This window comes from Rhodococcus sp. ABRD24 (genome assembly GCF_004328705.1).
In the GTDB taxonomy this organism is placed as follows: domain Bacteria; phylum Actinomycetota; class Actinomycetes; order Mycobacteriales; family Mycobacteriaceae; genus Prescottella.
On record NZ_CP035319.1, the window covers coordinates 4,444,362 to 4,468,804 of the forward strand.

Here is a 24,443-nt window from a genome sequence, read left to right on the forward strand (position 1 = left end):
TTCCGTACTGTCCAGCAGCGAAGGATGATTGCCGTGCCCCAACAGCTCACCAAGGGCCAGAATGCAGCCCTGTCCGTGAACGATGTCGTCGTCTCGATCGTCCTCACCGCGGCCGCGGACCTGTCCGCTCTGCTGGTGACCGCGGCGGGCAAGGTCCGGTCCGATGACGACTTCGTCTTCTTCAACCAGCCGGCGGGGCCGGGTGTGCGTCTGCAGCCCGGGGCTACGGGGCAGGCCGCCGAACTTGCGGTGACGCTGTCGGCGATCCCGGCAGACGTGGAGCAGGTGCGGGCTGTCATCACCCTCGACGACGCCGCGAGCAGTTTCGGCCGGTCGGCACCGCCGACTGCCCTGGTCTCCGATACGGCCGGGAATGTGTTGTACGAGTACCGCATCGAAGGACTGGATACCGAATCGATCGTCATTGCGCTCGAGTTGTATCGACGCCAGGGGGCGTGGAAGGTACGTGCCGTCGGCCAGGGATATGCCGGCGGGTTCGCAGCGCTGGTGACCGATCATGGTGTGTCCGTTGACGACGCGCCCGCCCCCACACCGGTGTCGACCGGCTCCGCACCCACGATGACGCCGCCTGCAGTGCCCCCGCATCGATCCTCCAACGGCGCCACCGCCGGTACCCATACCGCGCCCGCCGCGGTGCCGGATGCCCCCGAAATCAGCCTCACCAAGCAGAAGCGGGTGAATCTGAGCAAGGGGCAGAAGGTCACTCTCCGTAAGGACGGCGGTGTCGCACTGACCCACATCCGGATGGGGCTGGGCTGGGATCCGGTGAGCAGCCGAGGACGATTCGGCGCACGTTCGTCCAGCATCGACCTGGATGCTTCGGCCGTGATGTTCGCCGGAAGTCAGGTCGCCGACATCGTCTACTACGGTGCGCTCGAGTCGGACGACCGCGCCGTCGTGCACTCCGGCGACAATCTCACTGGAGACGGCGACGGCGACGACGAAGTGATCACCGTCGACCTACCCAGCGTCGCCTCTAAGATCACCGCCATCATTTTCGTTGTCACTTCCTATCGGGGGCAGACCTTCGAGCAGGTGGCCAACGCGTTCTGTCGACTGGTCGACTCGCCGCAGGGGGCCGAGTTGGCACGATTCACCCTTCAGGGCGGCATGCCTTTCACCGCTGTCGCTATGGCCAAGGTGTACCGGCAGGGCGGCGAGTGGAAGCTGCAGGCTATCGGGGAGGGCCTCAACGCGAAGACCGCGAAGAAGGCCGTTCCCCACCTAGGTCGATTCCTGAACGATTGATTCGGATCCCATTGCCGCGGAGGCGGTGCGACGCCGGGATGACGACGTAGGCGGATTCTGCTCACCAGAGTGTTTTCAGTGGCCCCGGACAGGCCGACGGGCCGGACTCCCATGAGTCCGGCCCGTCGGTGTCCGCGCGGGGATCAGCTCATCGAGCTCAGCTGCTGGATGATCGGCAGGATGGTCTTGACGATGTCGATGACGGCGCTGATGGTGGAGAAGGAACCCATGTTTGTCCTCTGGTTCGATGTGGGGTGTGGCCCGACGCCACTGGCCGTAAAGCTAGCAGGCATGTGCCGGATTCGCGCAGAATTTCCTGGACGTTTGTACAACTCGCATGTCGTTGACTGCTCCGCCGAATATCCATAGCGTGAGGTCACTCAGAACTGAGTGAGGGGGCGACCCAAGTGAGCGGCCGGATTTCGTCGTACAGCCGTGACGGTCTGACGTTCGACGTCCGTGACGAGGGGCCGCTCGACGGGACGCCGGTAGTCCTGCTGCACGGGTTCCCGCAGGACGCCCGATCGTGGGACGGACTGGCTCCGCTGTTGCACACGCGCGGATTCCGCACTCTGGCACCGGATCAGCGTGGTTGCTCGCCCGCGGCACGGCCCCGCTCACGATGGGCCTACCGGTCCGCGCAGCTCACGGCGGATGTCGTCGCGCTGATCGAATGTGCCGGTGTCGGGCAGGTCCATGTGGTGGGACACGACTGGGGTGCGGCTGTTGCGTGGACGATCGCCGCACAGCGACCAGATCTGGTCCGAACTCTTACCGCGTTGTCGGTGCCGCACCCGGCGGCGTTCGTCCGTGCGCTGCTGACCAGCAAGCAGATCCGTATGTCCTGGTACATGTTCGTGTTCCAGTTGCCGCTGCTTCCGGAGCGCGCGCTGGCATCGGGAGGGTTTGCCCGACGTCACCTGATCGCGAGCGGCATGGCCGCAGCTGCCGCCGACCGAGACCTTGCGGCGATGCGCGATCGCAGCCGGGCGCGAGGGGGTTTGAACTGGTACCGGGCGATGGCGTTCACGAGGCCCGGTGCGAATGCGACCAAGGTCCGCGTGCCCACGCTGTACGTGTGGAGCGACGGCGACATCGCGCTCGGCCCGGTCGGGGCTCGTCTAGCCGCACGTTTCGTCGACGCGCCGTATACGTTCGAGACCCTCGAGGGGGTCAGCCACTGGATTCCGGAGGAAGCGCCCGAGCAGGTCGACGCGCTGCTCGGTGCGCACCTCCGATGAGCCTGGCGGAGGTGCCCCCGAGGGCGCATGACGGTGGAGGCGCGTCCCGAAATCGATCGAGTACTCCGCACCGGCCGATCACCGCACATGCCGAGTGGAAGCCGAGGGTCGGTCAGTCGGCTCCGAAAACCGTGGTGAGATCCTGCTTGTCGCCACGGAGTCCGCCCGCGGCGATCGCCTGCTCGACGGTCAGCATTCCTGACGCAAGGCCAAGCACCACCGTTGGTTCTGCGCGAAGGACGGTCTGGTGTTGCCCATCGACGTCGAGCGCGACGTGGGTTCCCGTTTCGTCGACCCGCACCGTCAGGGTCGTGCCGTCGACCTCCACGCCGACGGTCGCCGGTACCTCGGCTCGCTTGCCGTCCAACAGTGACTCGAGCGCAACCACCAACCAATGAGTGCGGACGCTGTCGCCACCCGGGCCGGAAACCATGAGCGGCGTGCTCCAGTTCACCAGCGCCGCGACAGCGCCGCGTAGTTCGCTGCCCCAGGGGGTCAGAGCGTAGGCGATGCCGTTGCTATCGGTGTCAAGCTGGCGCCGGATCACGCCGGCTTCCTCCAGTTCGCGCAGGCGATCGGTCAGCAGGTTGGTGGAGATCCCGGGCAGGCCTTCCTGGAGTTGCCCGTAGCGGGCCGGTCCCCGGAGTAGCTCGCGCACGATGAGCAGGCTCCACCGGTTGCCCACGACGTCGAGCGCCCGCGCCAAGCCGCAGTACTGTCCGTATGACCGCTTGATTGCCATGTTGTTCTCCTTGTCTCCCATCGGTCAGCGCTCGATCTCGATCTTGTCGAAGTCGAGCGCCAGGAGCATCGGCCGGGGGAAAACTCGGGGAAGTGTATGGGCAGCAGACCGTCCAAATGTCCCCGCGCTGTGATCGCTGAAACAAATTGCCAGCGTTCAGCGCCGCCGTGTGCGGTCAGGACGTCGTCGAGTAGTTCGCCCATTCGGCCTCTCCCGTCTGTTACTTCATGTTTGATTGTGGACTAGAGAAGAACAAGTCAACTTGAGAATGGTAAGAAATGGGGAGGATCGGAGCATGGCGACCGCACAAGCTTCTGGTGAACGTCCGGCGTGGGTGGACGACGAGTTGTTCCCATTCGAAAGCCACTTCGTGGAGCTGGACGGGAACGTCGTGCACTACGTGGACGAGGGTTCGGGGCCGATCCTGTTGTTGCTGAGCGGCAATCCGGTCTGGTCCTTCGTCTACCGCGACGTCATTGCAGCCTTGCGGGGCCGGTTCCGGTGCATCGCCGTGGATTTTCCAGGATTCGGCCTGTCCACCGGTGCGCCCGGCTATCGGTACCTGGCTCGCGACCACGCAGAGCTACTCGTGTCCTTCCTCGACCGCTTGGAACTCTCGCGGCTGACGTTGGTCGGCCACAACTGGGGAGGTCCGTTCGGCTTGTACGCTGCCCAGCAACGGCCGGACAAGTTCGAACGCCTCGTCCTCTCCAATACCTGGGCATGGCCATTGAACGGTGACCTGTCCAGCGAACTGTTCTCACGCGGCGTAGGGAACCCCATCGGACGCGCGCTGATTCGGCGGTTCAACCTGTTCGTCAACTACTACATCCCGTCAGCGCACAAGCGCCGGAACCTATCCGGAGCTGAGATGGCGCACTACCGCGAGGCTATGCCCACGCCGGAGCGCCGACGACCCTGCGCAGCACTTCCGAGTGAAATCGTCGGCGCTCGTGGGTTCTTCACCGATCTTGCGGGCCGACTCAGCACTCTCGCGAAGTTACCCACGCTGATCGTGTGGGCCGAGGCGGACCCGATCTTCACCGACAAATACCGTGAGCGATTCGAAGCAATCTTCCCTAACCACACCACGAAGGTGCTCCACGGAGTCGGCCACTTCCTGCAATCCGACGCGCCAGCAGAGTTCAGCGAAGCCATCGTGACTTGGTGGGCGGCAGAACTGGCCGGTGGTGGCGAGACGGCCTCGTCGAAGCCATAGGCCGAGCGATCGTCGGCTGAGGCGGACTCGCCACCGCGACCGGGACCGGTCAGTTGCCGATGCCGCGGCTTCGTGCCTTGGTCATCAGGGCACGTCCGTCCTCGAATCGCAGGAATCCCGCGGTGACTGCACGGTCGGTGGCGTCGGAGAACTGAGTCACGTACGTATCCTGATCCGGGTAGAGCACGGCCAGCGTCTCGGTGTCGAGGGGCACGGTCGCCCCGTTGTTCGGCACCTGCACGGTCTCGCCGGTGAGAGTTGCGACCGGCACGTCGACATCCGGAGTGCGGACGCCGCCGAGCGCGTTGCCGAAGCGGTCGCGGACGATAGTGTCCGCGGTGGTCTCGATCGGATCGGCGGATGCGGGTGCGACGCCGTCGACTACCCAGTGCCGTAGCGCGCGCAGCGCCGCCGACACGACCTGGCTCTGCGGTCCGTCATTGACGATCGGGATCAGCGTGCTCAGCTCCCGGATCGCCCCGAACTGGGCGGTGTACTGCGGGTGCAGGATTCGCAGCGAGTGCGCGTCGGAATGGGCGGCACCGGCAATTTCCCACGTACGGATGCGCTCGGTGTCGGGCTGGCGAGCCGCGACGAACGAGTGTGGTCCGGGACCGCCGCCGAGCTCGAACAGGTCGGTCTCGGTGACCACCTGGAACACCGGCACCTCGAGATCCGTGCGTACACGCGCGGGGGCGATGCCCGTCGGGCCGCCCGGTCCGTCGAGTGTGGCGTCGCCGATCGGAGCACCTGCTCCGGCGCGGCCGTGGATGAACAGGCCGTCGAAGATCCGGGCCGAGGGCTGGATGGCGTTGGCATAGGTGAGCATCCGGAAGCCGGCCTGCGACTGTCCGACTGCGAGCAGCTTCTCCACCACCAGACCCGAGAGCGGGTTGGCGCCGCGGGGTGCGCGGATCGCGGCACCGGCCTGGGAGAAGATGTCGTACGAGTACGCATCGCCCGGATGATGCAGCGGACCGTAGCGCTGCGGATCCCAGGCCTTGAGTCCGACGACGTTCGGCCCCAGAGGGCTGCCGCCGGTGCTGTTGACACCGGCCGCCTGAGCGGAGACGCCCACCCAGGCGTAGCCCTGCAGCAACTCCGGGTACATGTATCCGAAGTCGACGTCGGTATCGACGTTGCCGCTCACGTCGAGCCACTCGACGACGACGGTGCCGTTGAAGCGGCCCGGGTCCTTCGGCATACGGACCAGGAGGCGCGTGCGGTACGGGGCCTGCCCGGCCTCGGTCACCGCCCAGCTGCCGTCGGAGTCCCAGGCCCCATCCTCTCGGTATGCGGTCGCGGTGCCGCTGAGGAAGAATTCCCGTTCGCTGTAGCCTGCCGCCGCCAAATCGACTGACGTCGATGTCCCTGGTGACCCGTGCATCCCGTCCGGGATCCGATTGCGGTCGTTGCCAAAACTTCGTGCGTGCAGGAACATGCGGATCGAGCCTCTCTGACAGGGGTCTGCGCCGTTGCAGGCCCCATGTATGCAACTTAGCCCGACAGTGTGTCTATAGTCACAACGGTGTCTCGTTGGGTGGGATCTTGCTCGGTTCAGCCCACCGCGTAGTCTCCGAACCGCTCGTCGACCTCTCCGGCGGTGAGCCCATACTCCTCGAGCGTGTACCGGTGGGCCGGCTTGCGGCTGCCGGAGCGGCTCTCGTCGTGCATATCCGTCATGGCCCGGCGCGCCGGCTCGGACATCGGAATTGCGAAGTGGGAGTAGATCTTCTCGACGGTCCCGAGGGGATCACCGACGAAGTCGCCGTATTCGACGTCGATGAACTGCGCGGGGTCGTAGTTGACCCGTGCCGCCGTGAAGTCCTCGAGCCCGCGTGCCCACAGGTCGAGCTGGCTGCGTCCGATCACGTCACCGCGGAACTTGTTCGACCAGCCCTCGGTAGCGTGCTCGGCGAGGCTGCACACCGATGGGATGATCGTGCTCGGCGGCCGGTGGGTCTGCACGATCAGCGCGTCGGGGTACACCGCCATCAACTCGTCGAGTGCGAACAGATGGCTGGGATTCTTGAGCACCCACCGCCGGTCCCGGTCCGGTAGGCCGATCAGCTGCAGGTTCTTCTTGTGTCGGGCGTATGCGTTGGTCCAGTCCTGGCCCTGCAGCCACTGGGAATAGGTCGGCAGGTTCGCCAGGCACTCGTAAGAAACCGACTTGAATGTCTGACGCAGCAGTTGCCAGCACTCCTCGACCTCGCCGGCCGACATGTAGTGCACGCCCATGAACTCGGGGTGGTCCACGTGATGCTGACTGAACGTGGCCTCGATCTTCTGGAACACGGGATTGGCGCCCCATGTATCGCGCGGCGGTCGCGGCTGTGGCATCTCCGTCAGCCACATCTCGAGGCCCTGGTGCGCGGGATCGGCCGTCAGTAGGCGGTGCAGCGCGGTGGTGCCGGTACGTGGCAGCCCGGTGACGAAGATCGGGCGATCGATCGGTACGGCGGTGTGCTCGGGGAACTGTTTCCATGCGGCCTCGGACAGCAGCCGGGCAACCAGCGCACCGCGCAGGAAGACGCGGGAGATCTTGCTGCCGAACGGGGTCAGATCCTCGTCTTGGGCGTACGAGTCGAGCAGGACGCCGAGGGCCTCGGTGTAGTCGTCGACGCCGAAGTCGGTGAGGCCGGTCATCCTGGTCGCGGACGCGTGTAGGTCTTCGACGGTGCCGACCGTGGTGCGATCGGGTCGGGTACTTTCAGTCATGTTGCTCGCGTAACCCTTTCGGCCTTCAGTGGTGGAACTCGCCGCAGTTGACGTCCAGGCACTGCCCGGTGATGGCGTTCGCCATCGAGGAGGCGAGGAAGATCACCGCGTCCGCGACTTCCTCGGTTTCCGGTAGCCGCTTGAGGTCGGTACCGGCCGCGGTGTGCTCGTAGATCTGCTCGACGGTCGTACCGAACTTCTCGGCCTGGTGCGCGAAGTACTTTTTCAGGGTGTCGCCCCAGATGTATCCGGGTGCAACGGAATTGACTCGAATGCCCTTGGGGCCGAGTTCGGTGGCCAGGGACTGGGACATGGCCAGGAGTGCGGCCTTGGCCATCTTGTAGCTGCCGTAGCGCTCCTGAGAGTGCCGCAACACCATCGAATTGATGTTGACGATCGACCCGTTGGTCTGCTCGAGTGCGGGCGTGAACAGCTGTGTCAGTCGCAGTGCGCCCAGCACCGTCAGCTCGATGCTGTCACGGATGTGCTGGTAGTCGGTGCGCTCGAGCGGCTTCATCGATGGAATCGAGAATGCGTTGTTCACCAGGGTGTCGATTCGGCCGTACGCCTCGAGGCCCGCCGATACCAGGTTCTCGGCCGAGGCCTGATCGGTGATGTCGGTGGACACCGTGACGGCCCGGCGACCCAGGTCGGTCACCTCCTTCGCCACCTCGTCGAGTCGGGACTGTGTGCGAGCGGCCAGCACCAGATCGGCACCGGCACCCGCGCACTGTAGCGCGAGCGTTCGGCCCAGTGCGGGGCCGACGCCCGAGATGACTACCACTTTGTCCTGCAACAGATTTGTCATGTCTACCCCAGCATCCGGTTGGCGACGGCGGCCTGGCGTGCCCCGATACGGGCAGCGAAGTCCTCCGGCGTGATCTTGTTCTGTTCGTAGTACGGCAGTTTCGAGGCAACCTCATCCAGCGAGACGACCTCGAGGGTGGGCCCGTCGGCGGCGGACAACTCGCGAGAGACCCGCTGCCACCGGAACTGGAGGTACCCGCGGGCATGGCCGAGCGTCTCGATCCAGTTGGTGACACCGGGGTTGCGTTCGCTGATCACGAGCCGGATGTTCCCGTCCGGATCGATCTGCGATTGGCTCGCATTGAGCGAAGTCTGGTGGTTGATGTAGTCGAGCGAGATGTACCACAGGCTCCCCAGCTGGAAGCCCTGGTATGGGACGTCTGCTGCCGGAACGGTGATGATCATCGCCTGATCGTCGGCGAGCTCGTAGTGGCCAGCCGACGAATACTGCGTCGCGAGGCCGCCGGGGGTCAGTCGCGGCTCGACCATCGTGTTGACCGGGAGGTTCAGGTAGAACCACTCCGGGAACTGGAGCCACGTCTTGACCCGGCTCACCAGCGCGCGGCCGGCGCGGGCGAAACGCTTCTCGGTCTCCTCCCGGGTGAGCGGCGGCGGCGGAGTGCCCGCGACGTCGACGCGTTCGATCCGGATTGTGCCGCGCTGCTCGGTCCAATCGTTGTACACCTCGCGAACCACGAGCTGCGTCGAACCGGGGGCGAGGGTGAAGTAGTTGGTGCGGTCGTTCGCGGGCCCGGGACCGAACCAGGCAACGAATGAGCCGTCCTCCTCGATGTACAGTTCGCGGTCGTCGAAGGCTATCTCGCTACCCGGCACGTTGGAGTTGGTGTAGTTGCCGCTGAGCACTTGGAAGCTGAGATCGACTGTGCTGCCGCGTCGTCCGGTCACTTTGTACTCGGCGTCATCGTTGATGCGCGCACCGAAGTACATGGTGTCGGGGTTGTCGAGGCCCATCTTCGTGAAGGGGCCGGTGCCCTGGATGAAGTTCGGGTGCGTCTTCTCCGTGGCCCAGGCCGCATGGACTGTGGCGAGGATTCCGCCGGCCAGGTATTGGTAGCCCTCGAGAAGATCCTGTTCGGTCCGGATGTGCGGGGCGCTCTCGACCAGCTTCTCGGCCTTGGCGATGGCCGCGGTCAGGGGATCGGTCAGCACTGAAGACTCCTCGCGTCCGATGGTACAAATATGTACCTGTGTGGTAGACCTGATGATGATCCGACCATAGAACGTGTTCCAAGGGGTGGTCAATGAATTCGCGACAATCCGGTGCGGCGGACTCGGCTGCCGGCGCAGATATCGACGGCGCCGGTGCGCGGGGCCGGAAGTCTCCACCGACGGAGCGCGTCGTCCAGGTGCTCGACTACCTCGTGGCCCGGCCGGACAAGCGGTTCGGGCTCTCGGAACTCGCCCGCGCGCTGGATATCTCGAAACCGACCTGCCTCGGCATCCTGTCGGCGCTCGTCGCCGCCGGCTACCTCACCCGTGACGGCGCATCCAAGCTGTACGGCCTGGGTCCGGCACTGATCGCCGCGGGACGCGCCGCCCAGCACGGGTTCGCGATGGGACCCATTGCGCGCGAACAGCTCGAGCGGATCACCGCGGAGTTCGGGACAACCTGCACGGCATCGACAGTGGTCGGCGACCAGATCACGGTGCTCGAGGTGACGGCGGTGCCCGGTGCTCCCACGCGGGCCAAGGTGGGACAGGTGTATCCGTTCGCGCCGCCGGTGGGTCTGATGTATGTGCTGTGGGGCAGCGACGAGGGGCTCGAGGCGTGGCTACGGCGCGAACCCGCGCTGCCGGTGCGCCTCGACCGCGACCATCTACGGCGCGTCGTCGACGAGTGCCGGGACGCGGGCTATCTGGTGGAGACGCTGACGACCGTCGGGCAGCGGCTGCACTCGCTTATGGCCGGCGTCGCGACGCACGACCTGCCACCCGAGGTCCGGGAACTGCTGGGTGAGGTGGTCTCGAGCCTCGGGGAGCGGGTGTACCTCGCGCGCGATGATCACGAGGGCGAGCATCCGGTCAATCTCATTGCGGCGCCGACCTACGATGCCGAGGGTCAACAGGCGCTGGTGCTGACCATCTATGTGGGAGCGACCATCGGTCGCGCCGAGATCGATCGGCGCGCTGCGGCACTGACCGCGGCGGCCGATGCGGTGACCGCGGCAGTCGGGGGTAGGCATCCGATGCGCACCCGCGTTTGACCGTCTGCTGGGCGGGAGTCATTGACCACGGCATGGAACGCGTTCTATTCTCGGCGCAGAATTCAATTTCGAACCACCTCGGTACAAATGTGTACCGAACTCGAGAGTGAGCTGCAGATGAGCATGCTGCATTCCCCGCCGGCCTACGAGCTGACCCATTTGGGGGCGCTGGAGGCGGAGGCGGTCCATATCTTTCGTGAGGTTGCCGCGACATTCGAGCGTCCGGTGCTCCTGTTCTCCGGTGGCAAGGACTCCGTGGTGATGCTGCACGTCGCTGCCAAGGCGTTCTGGCCCGCGCCGCTGCCGCTGCCGGTGATGCACGTCGACACCGGGCACAACTTCGATGAGGTCATGGACTTCCGCGACCGCACCGTCGACCGCCTGGGGCTGAGGCTTGTCGTCGCGAGCGTCGAGGAGGACATCGCCGCCGGACGTGTCGTCGACGAGAGCGGCCCGCGCGCGAGCCGCAACCGGCTGCAGACCCACGCACTGCTGCGCGGTATCCGGGACAACAAATTCGACGCCGTCTTCGGTGGTGCCCGCCGCGATGAGGAGAAGGCCCGCGCCAAGGAGCGGGTGTTCAGCTTCCGGGACGAGTTCGGTCAGTGGGATCCGCGTGCACAGCGTCCCGAGCTGTGGAGCCTCTACAACGGCCGGCACCGCAAGGGTGAGCACATTCGGGTGTTCCCGCTGTCGAACTGGACCGAACTCGACATCTGGCAGTACATCCTCGAGGAGGGCATCGAGCTGCCGTCCATCTACTACGCGCACCGCCGGCCCGTCGTCGAGCGCGATGGAATGCTGTTGGCGCACACGCGGTTCCTCACGTTGCTCCCGGGGGAGGAGCCCCACGAGGCGCTGGTCCGCTTCCGTACCGTCGGCGACGCGACGTGCACCGGCTGCGTCGAGTCGTCGGCGGGCACCGCGGCCGAGGTCGTGACCGAGGTGGCCGCGAGCCGCATCACCGAGCGCGGCGCGACCCGCGCCGACGACCGGATCTCCGAGGCCGGGATGGAAGACCGCAAGAAGGAGGGCTACTTCTGATGCCGCAGCTACTTCGTGTGGCCACCGCGGGTAGCGTCGACGACGGCAAGTCGACGCTCATCGGCCGGTTGCTCTACGACTCCAAGTCGATCTTCGAAGATCAGCTCGAGGCGATCGAGCGCAGCAGTCGCGAACGCGGCGACGAGCACACCGATCTGGCACTGCTCACCGACGGGTTGCGCGCCGAGCGTGAACAGGGCATCACGATCGACGTCGCACACCGCTACTTCGCGACTCCGCATCGCAAGTTCATCATCGCCGATACTCCCGGGCACGAGCAGTACACCCGCAACATGGTCACCGGGGCTTCGACCGCGGACCTTGCGCTGATTCTCGTCGACGCCCGCAAGGGGGTGCTGGAGCAGACTCGGCGGCACGCCTTCCTGTCGACACTGCTCGGCATCCCGCACCTCGTACTGTGCGTCAACAAGATGGACCTCGTCGACTGGTCGCAGGAACGGTTCGACGAGATCAAGGACGAGTTCGGTCAATTCGCAACGAAACTCGACGTCCACGACCTGACGTTCATCCCGGTCTCGGCTCTCGGGGGCGACAATATCGTTTCCCGAACCGAGAACATGCCATGGTACGAGGGTTCGTCGCTGCTGCATCATCTCGAAGAGGTGCACATCGCGTCCGACCGCAACCTCATCGATGCTCGGCTGCCCGTTCAGTACGTGATCCGCCCGCAGCGCCAGACGGATGCAGATCTGCGCGACTTCCGCGGCTACGCCGGCACCGTCGCCAGCGGCGTGTTCAAGCCCGGCGACGAGGTCGTCGCGCTGCCGTCCGGTTTCACGTCGACAATCGCCGCGATCTGGGGGCCGGGCGGACGCCCGCTTCAGGAGGCGTTCGCACCGTCGGCGGTGTGTGTGCAGCTGTCCGACGACCTGGACGTCAGTCGTGGCGACACTCTGTGCCGGCCCAACAATCGTCCCCTCGTCGGGCAGGAGCTCGATGCGATGGTCTGCTGGCTCACCGAGCAGTCGACGCTCGACGAGGGCGCCCGGTACACGGTGCTGCACACCACGCGCGCGACGAAGGGGCAGATCGTGCGCCTCGACTACCGTCTCGATATCAATACGCTCCACCGAGAAGAGACCGCACAGTCGTTGAAGCTCAACGAGATCGGACGAATTCAGCTCCGTACCCAGCAGCCGCTGCTGTTCGACCCCTATCGGCGTAATCGCGTCACCGGCAGCTTCATCCTGGTCGACGATTCGACCGGCAACACCGTCGCCGCCGGCATGATCACCGGGCCGACGCTCAAGGAATCCAAGGTGGTCTGGCATGCGGCAGCCGTGTCCCGCGACGAGCGGGCTACTCGCGGCACCACGGTGTGGCTCACCGGGCTGTCGGCGTCCGGGAAGTCCACCGTGGCAGTGGAACTCGAACGCCGGCTGGTCGCGGCGGGGGTGCCCGCCTACCGGCTCGACGGCGACAACCTGCGGCATGGGCTCAACGCAGACCTCGGGTTCAGTGCTGCGGATCGCGCCGAGAACGTCCGGCGGGTCGGTGCCGTCGCGCAGTTGCTCGCCGATTCGGGGATGGTGGCTGTCGCGTCGCTCATCAGCCCGTACCGCGTGGACCGGGACCGGGTTCGGCAGCAGCATCTCGATGCCGGGCTGCCGTTCGTCGAGGTGTTCGTCGATACCCCGATCGAACAGTGTGAGGCGCGGGACCCGAAGGGCATGTACGCCAAGGCGCGGGCCGGGGAGATCACGGGTTTCACCGGCGTCGACGACCCCTACGAAGCGCCCGAGGGCGCTGAACTGGTGCTGCGGCCCGAGGACGGCGATCCGGTCGCGCAGGCCGCCAAGATCATGGAGTATCTGAACCTGTGAGCACCGATGCCGACTTCGCGGCCGAGCTGGCCACCCGTGCGGGGGAGTTGCTCGTGGAACTGCGGTCCCGGGCACTGGGGGAGGCCCCGCTCGAGAAGGCGGCAGCCAAGGAGCTGAGCCGGCGCGGTGACAAGGCTGCGAATGCGCTGCTGCTCGAGCGGCTGGCCGCACAGCGCCCGGACGACGCCGTGCTCTCCGAGGAATCCGCGGACGACGCGGCGCGCCTGGGTAATCCGCGGGTGTGGATCATCGACCCGCTCGACGGCTCCCGCGAGTACGGACTCGCCGGGCGCACCGACTGGGCGGTACATGTCGCACTGTGGGAACGCGGCGCGGGGATCGTTGCGGCGGCCGTCGCGCAGCCCGCTCGGGGTGAGGTGTACGTCAGCGGCAGGGACCGCGCTGTCTCCTCGGACCGCGCCCGTCCGCTGATCCTGGTGAGTGACAGCCGTCCTCCGGAGTTCATCGGCGCGCTGGCCGAGCGGGTCGGCGCCGATGTTGCCCCGATGGGCTCGGCGGGCGCCAAGGCGATGGCCGTGCTCCGCGGCGAGGCCGACGCCTACGTCCATGCAGGTGGGCAGTGGGAATGGGACTCGGCAGCACCGGTGGGCGTCGCGCTTGCGGCCGGCCTGCACTGTTCTCGGATAGACGGAACGCCGTTGCAGTACAACGAGGTCCATCCGTATCTGCCCGACGTCCTGATCTGCCGTCGCGACCTCGCGGTCCCGCTCCTCGCCGGGATCGCCGAGGAGTCCGGCGGACCGGTCGACAGCCCCCGCGTGGCAATGGCGCGGGAGTACGTGATGTCGCTCGTCACACACGACACGAGCAAGGTTCGCCTCGCGCGGCACTGTCACCGATACGAGAACGGTCAGCGCACAGGAGATTCCGGTGACGAGATCCGGGGGATGCTGGAAACCGGAGAGCAGTACCGGTCGATCAGCGCGGTCCGCGATCTCGACTTCCGAGAGTGGGGATCGGACGTCGTCGCACGATTCCTGCTCGATATGACGGCCGGCCGCGACACGCTCACCGTCGCGGTCACCGAGCACTTCTCGATACCTAGCGCAGAGATCGACGCGATCACCGCGGTCATCGAGCCGCAACACTTGGGTGTCCGGACTGCCAGGTAGGCTCGCCCTGTGGCATTCGACGACGACGAACGGGCGGCTCTGCTGGCATTGAAGGGCGTCGGACCGACCGTGGTGCGACGGCTCGAGGAGATGGGCCACGACAGCTTCGACGCGCTGCGTGCCGTTGGTTCCGACGAGATCCTGGATGCCGGTGCGGCCATGACCGGATCGACGTGCTGGCGCAACAGTCCTCAGGCGAGGGCCGCGATCGACGCGGTGCTCGAGTTCGCGCGAGCAGGACGAGAACCTGGCGGCGGGTCGAAGACGCTGTAGAACGAACGGATGAAGGTCTACTCCGGCACGGACCCGCAGATCGACCTCCGCAATGTCGGCGCGTACGCGAAGCGCGTCGAGGCCGTCGGCTACGACGGCTTGCACGTCTCGGAAACAGTGCACGACCCGTTCCTGCTCGCGTTGCTCGCGTTGCAAGCCACTCGACGGATTACCGTCCGCACCTCGGTCGCGCTCGCCTTCGTGCGCAGCCCGCTGCTTACCGCCTACACCGCATGGGATCTGTCGAAGATGTCGGGCGGCCGGTTCCACCTCGGGTTGGGCAGCCAGGTCCGGCAGAACATCGAGGAACGGTACGCAATGCCGTGGAGCCCGCCCGCTGACAGAATGCGCGAGTACATAGGTGTCGTCCGTGCGGCGTTCGACACCTTCCGGTCCGGTGAACTCGTTCCATACGAGGGGGATCGGTACCGCTTCACCCGGATGCAGCCGTACTTCAACCCGGGGCCCGACACCGCAACGGTGACGCCGCCGATCTACCTCGGCGGCGTCGGGCGTCGGATATGCGCTGTCGCTGGGGAACTCGCGGACGGACTGCTCACCCATCCCACCAACTCGGATCCGCAGTATCTGCGCACGGAGTGTCGGCCGGCGCTCGAGTCGGGTGCGACCGCTGTCGGCCGCACACTCTCAGACTTCGAGGTCGTGGCCGGCCTACAGGTGATCACCGGCCTCACCGACGCCGACGTCGCCACCGAGCGCGAACGGCGCCGACGACTGTTCGCATTCCTGTACTCCACGCCGGCGTATCGGCCCGCGCTCGACCGGTACGGACTCGGCGACCTGCAGGCGCGGCTCGCCGCGATGGCTCGCCGGGACGACTGGAGTGCACTGCCATCCGTCGTCACCGATGAGATTCTGGAGCAGTTGGTTCCGACGGCGCGTTACGGCGAACTTCCCGTGGTGGTGCGCGAGCGACTCGCCGGTGTCGCAGACGGTGTCACGCTCGCGCTGCCCGAGGATCCCGCGCATGATCGCCGGATGGCCAGGGTGGTCGCGGAGTTGCGCGCCGGATAGTCGACCCCGGATAGTCGACCCGGATGGTCGGGTCGGGAACGGGGAGATGGTGAAGTCGGTAGCTCGGTGGCTGCTAGCGATCGCGGGACTGCTCGGTGGTGTGGTGGCGGGTCACGTTCTGTGGCAACCCATGCCCCCTGGCCACATCGGCATCGGTGGCGGTGTGCAGGCGATGCTCACCTCGAACGGTGCCGGTGTCGCGTGCGTGGCGGTGGTCGCGGTGCTGGTGACGGTGGGGCTCACGCGTCGCCGTTCGGTGGCGTCCGCGACGGGTGTCGCGGCGGCCGGGGCGCTGCTGCTGGCGCTACCCGACGTCGTCCGATATCCATCCGAGGCTTCGGTGATGCTGTATTCGAATGCTGTTGCGGCCGGGCTGCTCCTGGGTGCGACATCGTTACTGGTGTCGCGAACGCACACAGGACAGGCGGCTCTGGCCACCGGGATGCTCGCCGCTTTCCTGCTGTCGGGCAACGCCGTAGAGCTACGCCGGTTCGGCGCGAACGAAGGTTGGACCGCCTACGCCCCGTTCCGTACGTGGGAGCCGACGGCGGTGGTGCCGCTGTGGGTGGCGGTCGTCACGGCGGCGGTGATCCTGGCGGCGGGGGTGATCGAACGCCGGGCGTCGTGGTCGGGGAGGGTCGACTCGCAGGTGCTCCTCGGCGCGATCGCGCTGCCGGTGACCGGTTTCGTCGCCAACTGGATTCTGATCGAATCGGATGCCCGGCCGGTGTGGTGGTGCGGGTACGTCGGCTTGATGGTCGCCCTCGTGGTCTGGGTGGCGTGGCGACTGCCCGGTTCCGATGGGGCGGTCGTCTTCGCGGGAGCAGCGGTGCTGGCGGCGGTCGTCGGGGGTGTGCCCTCGTGGGGAACCGACTGGTGGTTCCTTGCAATTCCTGCCGTACTCCTCGTCGGGGGAATCGCGGTGGGCCTTCGCTGGCCCCGACCGCCGCTGGGCTTCGCGTTGCTGGCTGTCACCGCCGCGGCAGCCTTGCTGAATCCGGATTCGTGGGCGGAGATTGCGCTGGTCGCTTCCGTATTCGTGCTGCCGACCGCCTCGGGATACGTGCTGGCGTCATGCCTGCCCACCTCGGCGCCCGCATCGACGATCGGATTCTCGCTCCCGTTCACGATCGGGATACCCGGTGTCGCGGCGGCCGCGTGGACCGTCCGTCCGTCGCACGCGGACTTCGCGTCGGCCCTCGAATGGCAGGTATCGGTGACCGTATCCGCGGTGGTGGTCGCCGTCGGAGTGATTGTCGTGTGTGGTGTGGGGGCGTGGGGTCTGGCCCTGCGGTCGGGTCCGGGCGTCCGCTGAACGGTGCCACCCTGAGGGAGTCGGCCACACGAATGACCGAAGGCCCCCACTCGCGAACGAGTGGAGGCCTTCTCTGTGCCCCCGGCAGGATTCGAACCTGCGGCCTTTCGCTCCGGAGGCGAACGCTCTATCCCCTGAGCTACGGGGGCGCACCGAAAATCTCGGTGTGCCAGTGGGCGGAGTTAGCGTAGCGCATTGTCGTCGATCATCCACATCGCCTGGTAGATCGTGGTTTTTCGAGTGGCGCGACCGGACAGAAACCGACTAGTTCATCGGCAGCGGCGATACGCCCCTCTCGGCGAGCATGCTCGTGATGAGCGTCGACTCGCCCTGCTGTGTCGACATCATCTTCTGGGCCAGGTTGCGTACCACCGGTACGTCTGCGTACTGCTTCGCGTACTCGATCATCGGTAGCCCGCCCTGATGGTGCCGCAACATCAGTTGCAGGAACATCACGTCGAGGGCCGAGCCGGACGCCTGACCGAGCGCCGCCATCTCCTCCGCGGTGGCCATACCCGGCATCTTCCCGGCGTTCGGCTGGGCGGGCGCGGCCGTTGTGGCAGCCCCGTGACCCGAATGGCCGCCGTCTCCCTCGGTCATCCACGTCATATAGCCCTCGGTGGGCAGCGGGGCCCGGTCCCACAGGGCGAGCCAGCCTTGCATCTGGCCGACCTGGTTCTGCTGGCTGGTCAGAATGTCGAAGGCAAGGTCCTTGACTTTCCTGTCGCCCGACCTGGTCAGCGTGATCGTCGCCATGTCGATTGCCTGGTTGTGGTGGACGGTCATGTCCTGAGAGAAGCCGACATCCACCGAATCCGCTCCCGGGTGTGCCGGTTCACGGTCGTCGATCGGCAGCCGTGCAAAGAAGCCGAGTGCGAAGCCGATCGCGATCGCGCCGATCAGGCCGATGACGGCCAGTGCGGTCCGTTGGCTGCGTTTGGAGGTCGCGGACGCCGTCGACTGCTCGGCATCGGTCTCAGGCGCGGTCATTGCCACGATCAGCCGTTCCCGCCGCCGGCAGCGGGCGCGGTGGGCAGTCCGGCGCCGCCGGTCGCCTCGCTGGCGTCCGGCGTGATACCGCCGCCGTCCATCGGTACCGCGTCCGAGCCTGGGGCTGTCGGATCGAATGGCGGCGGGTTCGACGGATCGTACGAATCCGGAATGGTCGAGCAGCTGGCGCCGACCTCGGGGTAGACGTAGCGGTTCAGGCGCAGCGCGGCGATGAACTGGTCGATGCGCGGGTCGTCGACGCTGTCGAGCTTGAGCTGATGGCCCCATGACTGCAGCGAGACCGCGGTGTCCAGGCCCGGGTACGGCGACATCAGCAGATAGCCGCTGGAGTCGTCGACGCGGCTGCTCAGCTGATCACGCTGAGCGTCGTCGACCTTGTCCGGGTTGTACGTGATCCACACCGCGCCGTGCTCGAGGGAGTGGACCGCGTTCTCGGTGCGGATCGGATTCGGGTAGACGGTGCCCATGCAGGTGGCCCACACCGCGTCGTGTGGTCCGCCGAACGGCGGCGACTGGTCGTATGCGACCCGCTGCGCCGGCGAGACGTGCATACCGGCCTCGTAGTCGACCTTGACGACGCCGTCGATCGCGCTGGACGGATCCTGATTCGATGCGGAGGGGGCGAACTTCGCCACCGCCTCCTTGTCTTGGTACTTCGGGAGCAGGTTGACGAACAGCACGCCGATCAGGGCGGCCACTGCGACGACTGCACCGATCGTCAACCACGGGATCTGACGCTTCACGCCACCTCCGCGCTTGGAAGCGGGCACGCCGCCCTGCTTCTTGGCCGCTTTGATCGCCTTGGCTGACTTGGCCGCCGTGTTCTTACTGCCGGGACCGCGATTTTCCGAACCGCTGGGCATCTATGAGTGCTCTTTCGGTGTGTGGGCAAAGGGCTTCCCCGAGAGGTATCAGGCCTCCCGCGTCCCCCTCGAGGCTTCATCACTGTACGTTCTGAGTCTGAGGGAAACCTGGGAGTGGGCGATACTGGGTAATCGTCGCGGTCGTCCAGGCAATAGGATGGACTCCTGTGACTCCAGCCGACCTTGCCGAATTGCTCCGAGGGACCGCCGCAAAGGTGCTCGCCGAGCACGGAATCGACGTATCCGTACTGCCCGCGACGTTGACGGTCGAGCGCCCCCGCAATCCTGAGCACGGTGACTATGCCACCAATGTGGCCATGCAGGTCGCGAAGAAGGCCGGCGTGAATCCCCGTGATCTGGCGACGTGGTTGGCCGCGGCCCTGACCGCCTCCGACGGCATCGACTCGGCCGAGGTGGCCGGTCCCGGCTTCCTCAATATCCGCCTCGCGGCCGACGCGCAGGGCGCGATCGTCGCGAAGGCACTCGAGGCCGGTGCCGCCTACGGCGACGGAGATGTGCTCGCCGGCAAGCGCATCAACCTCGAGTTCGTTTCCGCGAACCCCACCGGCCCCATCCACCTCGGTGGCACCCGCTGGGCCGCCGTCGGTGACGCGCTCGGCCGGATCCTGACCGCGCAGGGCGGAGAGGTGACGCGCGAATACTACTTCAACGACCACGGTGCCCAGATCGACCGCTTCACGCGTTCGCTGATCGCCGCGGCGAAGGGTGAACCGGCACCGACGGACGGCTACGCCGGTGCGTACATCGTCGACATCGCGGCCGAGGTGCTCGAGCAGAATCCGGAGGCGCTCGCGCTGCCCGAGGATGCGCAGAACGAGGCGTTCCGCTCGATCGGCGTCGAGCTGATGTTCCAGCACATCAAGCGCACCCTGCACGAGTTCGGCGTCGACTTCGACGTCTACTTCCACGAGAACTCGCTGTTCGAGTCGGGCGCCGTGGAGAATGCGGTCGAGACGCTCAAGGGCTCCGGCAATCTTTACCACGAGGACGGCGCGTGGTGGCTCAAGAGCACCGATTTCGGTGACGACAAGGACCGCGTCGTCATCAAGTCCGACGGCAACGCCGCCTACATCGCCGGTGACATAGCTTACTTCCAGGACAAGCGCGCGCGCGGCTTCGATCTGTGCATCTACATGCTCGGCGCCGACCATCACGGCTACATCGGCCGCCTCAAGGCCGCCGCGGCCGCCTTCGGCGACGACCCCGACACCGTGGAGGTCATGATCGGCCAGATGGTCAACCTCGTCCGAGGCGGTGTCGCGGTGAAGATGAGCAAGCGCGCCGGCACGGTCATCACGCTCGACGACCTCGTCGAGGCGATCGGCGTCGACGCCTCCCGCTACGTTCTCGTGCGTTCGTCGGTGGATCAGAGCATCGACATCGATCTCGAGCTCTGGGCGAGCACGACCAACGAGAACCCGGTGTACTACGTCCAGTACGCACACGCACGCCTGTGTTCGATCGCCCGCAACGCTGCCGATCTGGGTCTGAGCGCGGCGAACCCGAACCTCGCGCTGCTCACGCACGACCGTGAGGGCGACCTGATCCGCACGATCGGTGAGTATCCGCGGGTTGTCGCGAAGGCTGCCGATCTGCGCGAGCCGCACCGAGTCGCCCGGTACCTCGAGGAGCTTGCGGGTACGTACCACCGCTTCTACGACGCGTGCCGCATCCTGCCGCAGGGTGACGAGGAGGCCGGCGAGCTGCACACGGCACGCCTCGCGCTGTGCGACGCTTCTCGTCAGGTTTTCGCCAATGGCCTCCGCCTGCTCGGCGTCAGCGCACCGGAGCGCATGTGAACGCCCATCCCGCTGGACCGCGGCACGCCGAGATCCAGCACGCCCCAGGCCTGCCGCCGCGCCCGGCGACGCCGTCGGAGATGACGGCGCTGCCGGAGCAGGTGTGGCCGCGTGGTGCCCGTCGAGGCGACGACGGCGTCGTGCGTATCGCCGGGGTGCCCGTCACCGAGCTCGCCGAGAAGTACGGCACCCCGCTGTTCGTCGTAGACGAGGACGACTTCCGCTCGCGCTGCCGCGAGACGGCGCGTGCGTTCGGCGGTGCCGAGCGCGTGCACTACGCGTCCAAGGCATTCCTGTCTGCGGAGATCGCCCGCTGGGTGCGCGACGAGGGACTGTCGATGGATGTCGCCTCGGGTGGCGAACTCGCCGTTGCGCTGCACGCCGGATTCCCGGCTGAGCGGATCACGATGCACGGCAACAACAAGTCCGTCGCGGAGCTCGAGAGCGCCGTCACCAGCGGGGTGGGGCACGTCGTACTGGACTCGATGGTCGAGATCGACCGGCTGGACGAGGTGGCCGCGCGCCACGGCGTCGTGCAGGAGGTGCTGATCCGCATCACCGTCGGCGTCGAGGCGCACACGCACGAGTTCATCGCGACGGCGCACGAGGATCAGAAGTTCGGGTTCTCGCTGTCGGGGGGCAAGGCCATGGAGGCGGTGGCTCGCGTCTTCGAGAGCCCCCACCTGCGTCTGGTCGGCTTGCACAGTCATATCGGTTCGCAGATCTTCGAGGTCGACGGGTTCGAACTTGCCGCGCATCGTGTGATCGCGCTCATGCGCGAGATCATCGACCGCTTCGGTGCGGAGAAGACCGCGGCCATGACGATCGTGGATCTCGGCGGCGGACTCGGCATCTCGTACCTGTCGAGTGACAACCCGCCGCCGGTCGACGAGCTGGCCGCCAAGCTCGCGCACATCGTCGCGACCGAGTCCGAGGCCGCCGGCCTGCCCGTGCCGACGTTGATGGTCGAGCCGGGCCGTGCCATTGCCGGCCCCGGCACCATCACGCTGTACGAGGTCGGCACCATCAAGGATGTCAGCCTCGACGGCGGTGCCACCAGGCGTTACGTCAGTGTCGACGGCGGCATGAGCGACAATATTCGGACCTCGCTGTACCAGGCCGAGTATGACGCCCGGCTGGTTTCGCGGGACAGCGACGGCGAACCGGTCGTCGCCCGAGTGGTCGGGAAGCACTGCGAAAGCGGCGACATCGTCATCCGTGACGTCTGGGTGCCCGAGGACCTCGGTCCCGGGGATTTGCTCGCGGTCGCTGCGACGGGCGCATACTGCTATTCGATGTCCAGCCGGTACAACCTGCTCACCCGCCCAGCCGTGGTGGCAGTGCGAGACGGCGCCTCACGCCTAATCTTGCGTAGGGAAACTGTGGAAGATCTGCTCAGCTTGGAGGTTTCGGAGTGACCAGCGAATCGGCGCAGCGCGCCATCGGGGTGGCTGTTCTCGGCCTCGGGACCGTGGGCAGCGAGGTGGCTCGGATCATCCGGGACCACTCGACGGACCTCGAGGCCCGAGTGGGTGCCCGTCTGGAGCTGCGCGGTGTCGCAGTCCGGCGTATCGACGGCGACCGCGGAATCCCGCAGGAGTTGCTGACCACCGACGCGGAGTCGTTGGTGACGCGCGACGACATCGACGTTGTGGTCGAGGTGATCGGCGGCATCGAGCTGCCGCGCAAACTGGTTCTCGCCGCCCTCAACGCCGGCAAGTCCGTGGTGACCGCGAACAAGGCGCTGCTCGCCGAGTACACCGGCGAGTTGGCCGAGGCTGCCGAGCGGCAGAGCGTCGACCTGTACTTCGAGGCCGCGGTGGCAGGCGCGATCCCGGTGATCCGTCCACTCACGCAGTCTCTCGCCGGCGACCGCGTCGACCGTGTCCTCGGCATCGTCAACGGCACCACCAACTTCATCTTGTCGGCGATGGACGAGACCGGTGCGGACTACTCCGAGACGCTGGCCGAGGCCGGACGGCTCGGGTACGCGGAGGCCGATCCGACCGCCGACGTCGAGGGCTATGACGCCGCGTCCAAGGCTGCGATTCTCGCGTCCATCGCGTTCCACACCCGCGTCACCGCGGGCGATGTGTACCGCGAGGGCATTTCGAAGATCACCGCCGCAGATCTCGATGCGGCCCGGTCGCTGGACTGCACCATCAAGCTGCTGTCGATCTGCGAGCGGATCGTCGGCGAGGACGGCAGTGAGCGCGTGTCGGCGCGGGTGTATCCCGCGCTCGTGCCACGCGAGCATCCCCTTGCCAGCGTCAACGGGGCGTTCAACGCGGTGGTGGTCGAGTCCGCTGCGGCCGGACGACTGATGTTCTACGGACAGGGCGCTGGCGGGGCCCCCACGGCGTCGGCCGTCATGGGCGACCTGGTGATGGCCGCTCGTAACAAGGTGCATGGCGGTCGTGGTCCCCGCGAGTCGAAGTACGCCGATCTGCCGATCGCACCGATGGGTGACATTCCGACCCGTTACTACGTCAACATGCAGGTGGCCGATCGTGCCGGTGTGCTGTCTGCGGTGTCTGCCGAGTTCGCCAAGCGCGGTGTGAGCATTTCCACCGTTCGGCAGGAAGGTGCCGGGGACGGCGCTCGTCTGGTAGTCGTCACTCACTTGGCGAATGACGCGGCGCTCTCGGAAACCGTTGCGGCTCTTGCCGAACTCGAATCAGTAACCGCTGTGACCAGCGTGCTCCGACTGGAAGGTACCTCCGAATGACCGGCGCCAACTCCGAGGCCGTGAAGAAGACCACCCCCGTGCACACGCCGTGGCCGGGTCTGATCGAGGCGTATCGCGACCGCCTTGCGATCGGTCCGAACTGGAAGACTGTCACCCTGCGCGAGGGTGGTACGCCGCTGCTGCCCGCCGGGCACCTGTCCGAGCTCACCGGCTGTGACGTCCACCTCAAGGTCGAGGGACTCAATCCGACGGGTTCCTTCAAGGACCGTGGCATGACGATGGCCGTCACCGACGCGCTGGCCCGCGGCCAGCGCGCGGTGCTGTGCGCATCGACCGGCAACACCTCGGCCTCGGCCGCTGCGTACGCGGCGAAGGCAGGCATGACCTGCGCCGTGCTGGTCCCGCAGGGCAAGATCGCGATGGGCAAGCTCGCTCAGGCGGTCATGCATGGTGCCCGGATCATTCAGGTGCAGGGCAACTTCGACGACTGCCTCGAGCTGGCCCGCAAGACCACCGCGGAGTTCCCGACCATCGGCCTGGTCAACTCTGTGAATCCGGTGCGCATCGAGGGCCAGAAGACCGCGGCGTTCGAGATCTGCGACGCGCTCGGCAAGGCTCCCGACGTGCACGTGCTGCCGGTCGGCAACGCCGGCAACATCACCGCCTACTGGCGCGGATACTCCGAGTACTTCGCCGACGGCATCACCTCTGTGCGTCCGCGCATGCTCGGCGTGCAGGCCGCCGGCGCCGCACCGCTGGTGCACGGTGCCCCGGTCAAGGATCCCGAGACCATCGCGACCGCGATCCGAATCGGTTCGCCGGCCTCGTGGGACGGCGCCGTCGCCGCGAAGGAGGAGTCGAACGGTGCGTTCCGCGCCGCCACCGATGAGGAGATTCTCGAGGCCTACCGCTTGATCGCGCGCACCGAGGGTGTCTTTGTCGAGCCCGCGTCGGCCGCCAGCGTGGCCGGTATGCTCGCCGCGCACAAGGAGGGATGGCTCGACTCCGGACTGACAGTGGTGTGCACCGTCACCGGCAACGGTCTCAAGGACCCCGATACCGCGCTCGCGGGTATGCCTGCTGTTCAGCCGATCCCGGTCGACCCGATTGCGGTCGCCGCGGCGCTCGAGCTGGCGTAGTGGCCGAGACCCCGCACACGACAGTGACTCAGGACGAGGCGACCCGGAACCCG

Annotated in this window: 22 protein-coding genes and 1 tRNA gene; 14 read left to right on the forward strand and 9 right to left on the reverse strand. The window is 66.6% G+C overall.

Translation table 11 applies throughout. The features are described from left to right. Nucleotides 1-33 precede the first annotated feature (33 nt). Nucleotides 34-1,269, forward strand: coding sequence for a TerD family protein (locus ERC79_RS19825; protein WP_131580097.1), 1,236 nt, complete (start codon nt 34-36; stop codon nt 1,267-1,269). Between the two features lie 143 nt (nt 1,270-1,412). On the opposite strand, the gene ERC79_RS23210 is transcribed toward ERC79_RS19825, so the two are convergent. After that, nucleotides 1,413-1,562 (reverse strand): hypothetical protein, encoded by a 150-nt coding sequence (locus ERC79_RS23210; protein WP_165497179.1) that lies wholly within the window; start codon nt 1,560-1,562, stop codon nt 1,413-1,415. A 114-nt stretch (nt 1,563-1,676) separates the two neighbouring features. Here ERC79_RS23210 and ERC79_RS19830 point away from each other — a divergent pair, with 114 nt between their 5' ends. Then, a complete protein-coding gene (locus ERC79_RS19830) occupies nt 1,677-2,510 on the forward strand; it encodes an alpha/beta fold hydrolase (protein WP_131580098.1) in 834 nt (277 codons plus the stop codon). Between the two features lie 112 nt (nt 2,511-2,622). On the opposite strand, the gene ERC79_RS19835 is transcribed toward ERC79_RS19830, so the two are convergent. Continuing rightward, nucleotides 2,623-3,252, reverse strand: a complete 630-nt coding sequence (locus tag ERC79_RS19835; protein ID WP_242676653.1) for a helix-turn-helix domain-containing protein — start codon at nt 3,250-3,252, stop codon at nt 2,623-2,625. A 295-nt stretch (nt 3,253-3,547) separates the two neighbouring features. On the opposite strand from ERC79_RS19835, the gene ERC79_RS19840 reads away from it, so the two are divergent. Continuing rightward, a complete protein-coding gene (locus ERC79_RS19840; RefSeq protein ID WP_131580100.1) occupies nt 3,548-4,471 on the forward strand; it encodes an alpha/beta fold hydrolase in 924 nt (307 codons plus the stop codon). Nucleotides 4,472-4,520: 49 nt separating this feature from the next. Here ERC79_RS19840 and ERC79_RS19845 read toward each other — a convergent pair whose 3' ends face one another. From ERC79_RS19845 to ERC79_RS19860, 4 genes are all read right to left on the reverse strand, one after another. Continuing rightward, complete coding sequence (locus tag ERC79_RS19845; RefSeq protein WP_242676654.1) at nt 4,521-5,858, reverse strand: alpha/beta hydrolase domain-containing protein; 1,338 nt, start codon at nt 5,856-5,858, stop codon at nt 4,521-4,523. Nucleotides 5,859-6,028: 170 nt separating this feature from the next. Continuing rightward, the gene (locus ERC79_RS19850) at nt 6,029-7,192 is read right to left on the reverse strand and encodes a sulfotransferase (RefSeq protein WP_131580102.1); all 1,164 of its coding nucleotides are present in this window, start codon (nt 7,190-7,192) and stop codon (nt 6,029-6,031) included. 25 nt (nt 7,193-7,217) lie between these two features. Continuing rightward, entirely contained in the window at nt 7,218-8,000 is a 783-nt protein-coding gene (locus ERC79_RS19855; RefSeq protein WP_131580103.1) for an SDR family oxidoreductase, read from the reverse strand. 2 nt (nt 8,001-8,002) lie between these two features. Continuing rightward, nucleotides 8,003-9,169, reverse strand: a complete 1,167-nt coding sequence (locus ERC79_RS19860) for a hypothetical protein (RefSeq protein WP_131580104.1) — start codon at nt 9,167-9,169, stop codon at nt 8,003-8,005. Nucleotides 9,170-9,261: 92 nt separating this feature from the next. Here ERC79_RS19860 and ERC79_RS19865 point away from each other — a divergent pair, with 92 nt between their 5' ends. The 7 genes from ERC79_RS19865 to ERC79_RS19895 all read left to right on the forward strand — a co-directional run bounded on the left by ERC79_RS19865 (nt 9,262) and on the right by ERC79_RS19895 (nt 16,868). Next, on the forward strand, nt 9,262-10,224 hold the full coding sequence (locus ERC79_RS19865) for a helix-turn-helix domain-containing protein (protein ID WP_131580105.1): 963 nt from the start codon (nt 9,262-9,264) through the stop codon (nt 10,222-10,224). Nucleotides 10,225-10,341: 117 nt separating this feature from the next. Beyond that, nucleotides 10,342-11,268: a sulfate adenylyltransferase subunit CysD gene (cysD, locus tag ERC79_RS19870; RefSeq protein ID WP_131581362.1), complete on the forward strand. Its 927-nt coding sequence runs from the start codon at nt 10,342-10,344 to the stop codon at nt 11,266-11,268. After that, nucleotides 11,268-13,112 carry an adenylyl-sulfate kinase gene (gene cysC, locus ERC79_RS19875; RefSeq protein WP_131580106.1) on the forward strand — a complete coding sequence of 615 codons (1,845 nt, stop codon included), beginning with the start codon at nt 11,268-11,270 and terminating at the stop codon, nt 13,110-13,112. The genes cysD and cysC overlap by 1 nt, the downstream gene beginning before the upstream one ends. After that, on the forward strand, nt 13,109-14,245 hold the full coding sequence (locus ERC79_RS19880) for a 3'(2'),5'-bisphosphate nucleotidase CysQ (RefSeq protein WP_131580107.1): 1,137 nt from the start codon (nt 13,109-13,111) through the stop codon (nt 14,243-14,245). Before cysC ends, ERC79_RS19880 begins: the two co-directional genes overlap by 4 nt. A 9-nt stretch (nt 14,246-14,254) precedes the next feature. After that, a complete protein-coding gene (locus tag ERC79_RS19885) occupies nt 14,255-14,518 on the forward strand; it encodes a helix-hairpin-helix domain-containing protein (protein ID WP_131580108.1) in 264 nt (87 codons plus the stop codon). A gap of 9 nt (nt 14,519-14,527) precedes the next feature. Beyond that, nucleotides 14,528-15,553, forward strand: a complete 1,026-nt coding sequence (locus ERC79_RS19890) for a TIGR03617 family F420-dependent LLM class oxidoreductase (protein ID WP_131580109.1) — start codon at nt 14,528-14,530, stop codon at nt 15,551-15,553. Nucleotides 15,554-15,599: 46 nt separating this feature from the next. Next, entirely contained in the window at nt 15,600-16,868 is a 1,269-nt protein-coding gene (locus tag ERC79_RS19895) for a hypothetical protein (protein ID WP_242676655.1), read from the forward strand. A 76-nt stretch (nt 16,869-16,944) separates the two neighbouring features. On the opposite strand, the gene ERC79_RS19900 is transcribed toward ERC79_RS19895, so the two are convergent. The 3 genes from ERC79_RS19900 to ERC79_RS19910 form a co-directional block, all read right to left on the reverse strand. Beyond that, a tRNA-Arg gene (locus tag ERC79_RS19900) sits at nt 16,945-17,017 on the reverse strand. Between the two features lie 115 nt (nt 17,018-17,132). Then, on the reverse strand, nt 17,133-17,858 hold the full coding sequence (locus tag ERC79_RS19905) for a DUF305 domain-containing protein (protein ID WP_131580110.1): 726 nt from the start codon (nt 17,856-17,858) through the stop codon (nt 17,133-17,135). Between the two features lie 8 nt (nt 17,859-17,866). Beyond that, nucleotides 17,867-18,742 (reverse strand): DUF3105 domain-containing protein, encoded by an 876-nt coding sequence (locus tag ERC79_RS19910; RefSeq protein WP_131580111.1) that lies wholly within the window; start codon nt 18,740-18,742, stop codon nt 17,867-17,869. 167 nt (nt 18,743-18,909) lie between these two features. On the opposite strand from ERC79_RS19910, the gene argS reads away from it, so the two are divergent. The 4 genes from argS to thrC are packed head-to-tail and all read left to right on the forward strand — an operon-like array spanning nt 18,910 to nt 24,390. Then, nucleotides 18,910-20,562 carry an arginine--tRNA ligase gene (gene argS / locus ERC79_RS19915; RefSeq protein WP_131580112.1) on the forward strand — a complete coding sequence of 551 codons (1,653 nt, stop codon included), beginning with the start codon at nt 18,910-18,912 and terminating at the stop codon, nt 20,560-20,562. Next, entirely contained in the window at nt 20,559-21,980 is a 1,422-nt protein-coding gene (lysA, locus tag ERC79_RS19920; protein ID WP_131580113.1) for a diaminopimelate decarboxylase, read from the forward strand. The genes argS and lysA overlap by 4 nt, the downstream gene beginning before the upstream one ends. After that, on the forward strand, nt 21,977-23,290 hold the full coding sequence (locus tag ERC79_RS19925) for a homoserine dehydrogenase (RefSeq protein WP_131580114.1): 1,314 nt from the start codon (nt 21,977-21,979) through the stop codon (nt 23,288-23,290). Before lysA ends, ERC79_RS19925 begins: the two co-directional genes overlap by 4 nt. Continuing rightward, a complete protein-coding gene (gene thrC / locus ERC79_RS19930; RefSeq protein WP_131580115.1) occupies nt 23,287-24,390 on the forward strand; it encodes a threonine synthase in 1,104 nt (367 codons plus the stop codon). Before ERC79_RS19925 ends, thrC begins: the two co-directional genes overlap by 4 nt. Nucleotides 24,391-24,443: the final 53 nt, after the last annotated feature.

Excerpts from the sequence above, each read along its gene's own strand:
- cysD (WP_131581362.1), top strand. The coding sequence starts at position 10,342 with ATGAGCATGCTGCATTCCCCGCCGGCCTACGAGCTGACCCATTTGGGG.
- ERC79_RS23210 (WP_165497179.1), bottom strand. The coding sequence starts at position 1,562 with ATGCCTGCTAGCTTTACGGCCAGTGGCGTCGGGCCACACCCCACATCG.
- ERC79_RS19905 (WP_131580110.1), bottom strand. The coding sequence starts at position 17,858 with ATGACCGCGCCTGAGACCGATGCCGAGCAGTCGACGGCGTCCGCGACC.
- ERC79_RS19865 (WP_131580105.1), top strand. The coding sequence starts at position 9,262 with ATGAATTCGCGACAATCCGGTGCGGCGGACTCGGCTGCCGGCGCAGAT.
- ERC79_RS19855 (WP_131580103.1), bottom strand. The coding sequence starts at position 8,000 with ATGACAAATCTGTTGCAGGACAAAGTGGTAGTCATCTCGGGCGTCGGC.
- ERC79_RS19835 (WP_242676653.1), bottom strand. The coding sequence starts at position 3,252 with ATGGCAATCAAGCGGTCATACGGACAGTACTGCGGCTTGGCGCGGGCG.
- cysC (WP_131580106.1), top strand. The coding sequence starts at position 11,268 with ATGCCGCAGCTACTTCGTGTGGCCACCGCGGGTAGCGTCGACGACGGC.
- ERC79_RS19850 (WP_131580102.1), bottom strand. The coding sequence starts at position 7,192 with ATGACTGAAAGTACCCGACCCGATCGCACCACGGTCGGCACCGTCGAA.
- thrC (WP_131580115.1), top strand. The coding sequence starts at position 23,287 with ATGACCGGCGCCAACTCCGAGGCCGTGAAGAAGACCACCCCCGTGCAC.
- ERC79_RS19840 (WP_131580100.1), top strand. The coding sequence starts at position 3,548 with ATGGCGACCGCACAAGCTTCTGGTGAACGTCCGGCGTGGGTGGACGAC.
- ERC79_RS19845 (WP_242676654.1), bottom strand. The coding sequence starts at position 5,858 with ATGCACGGGTCACCAGGGACATCGACGTCAGTCGATTTGGCGGCGGCA.
- ERC79_RS19895 (WP_242676655.1), top strand. The coding sequence starts at position 15,600 with ATGGTGAAGTCGGTAGCTCGGTGGCTGCTAGCGATCGCGGGACTGCTC.
- ERC79_RS19890 (WP_131580109.1), top strand. The coding sequence starts at position 14,528 with ATGAAGGTCTACTCCGGCACGGACCCGCAGATCGACCTCCGCAATGTC.
- ERC79_RS19910 (WP_131580111.1), bottom strand. The coding sequence starts at position 18,742 with ATGCCCAGCGGTTCGGAAAATCGCGGTCCCGGCAGTAAGAACACGGCG.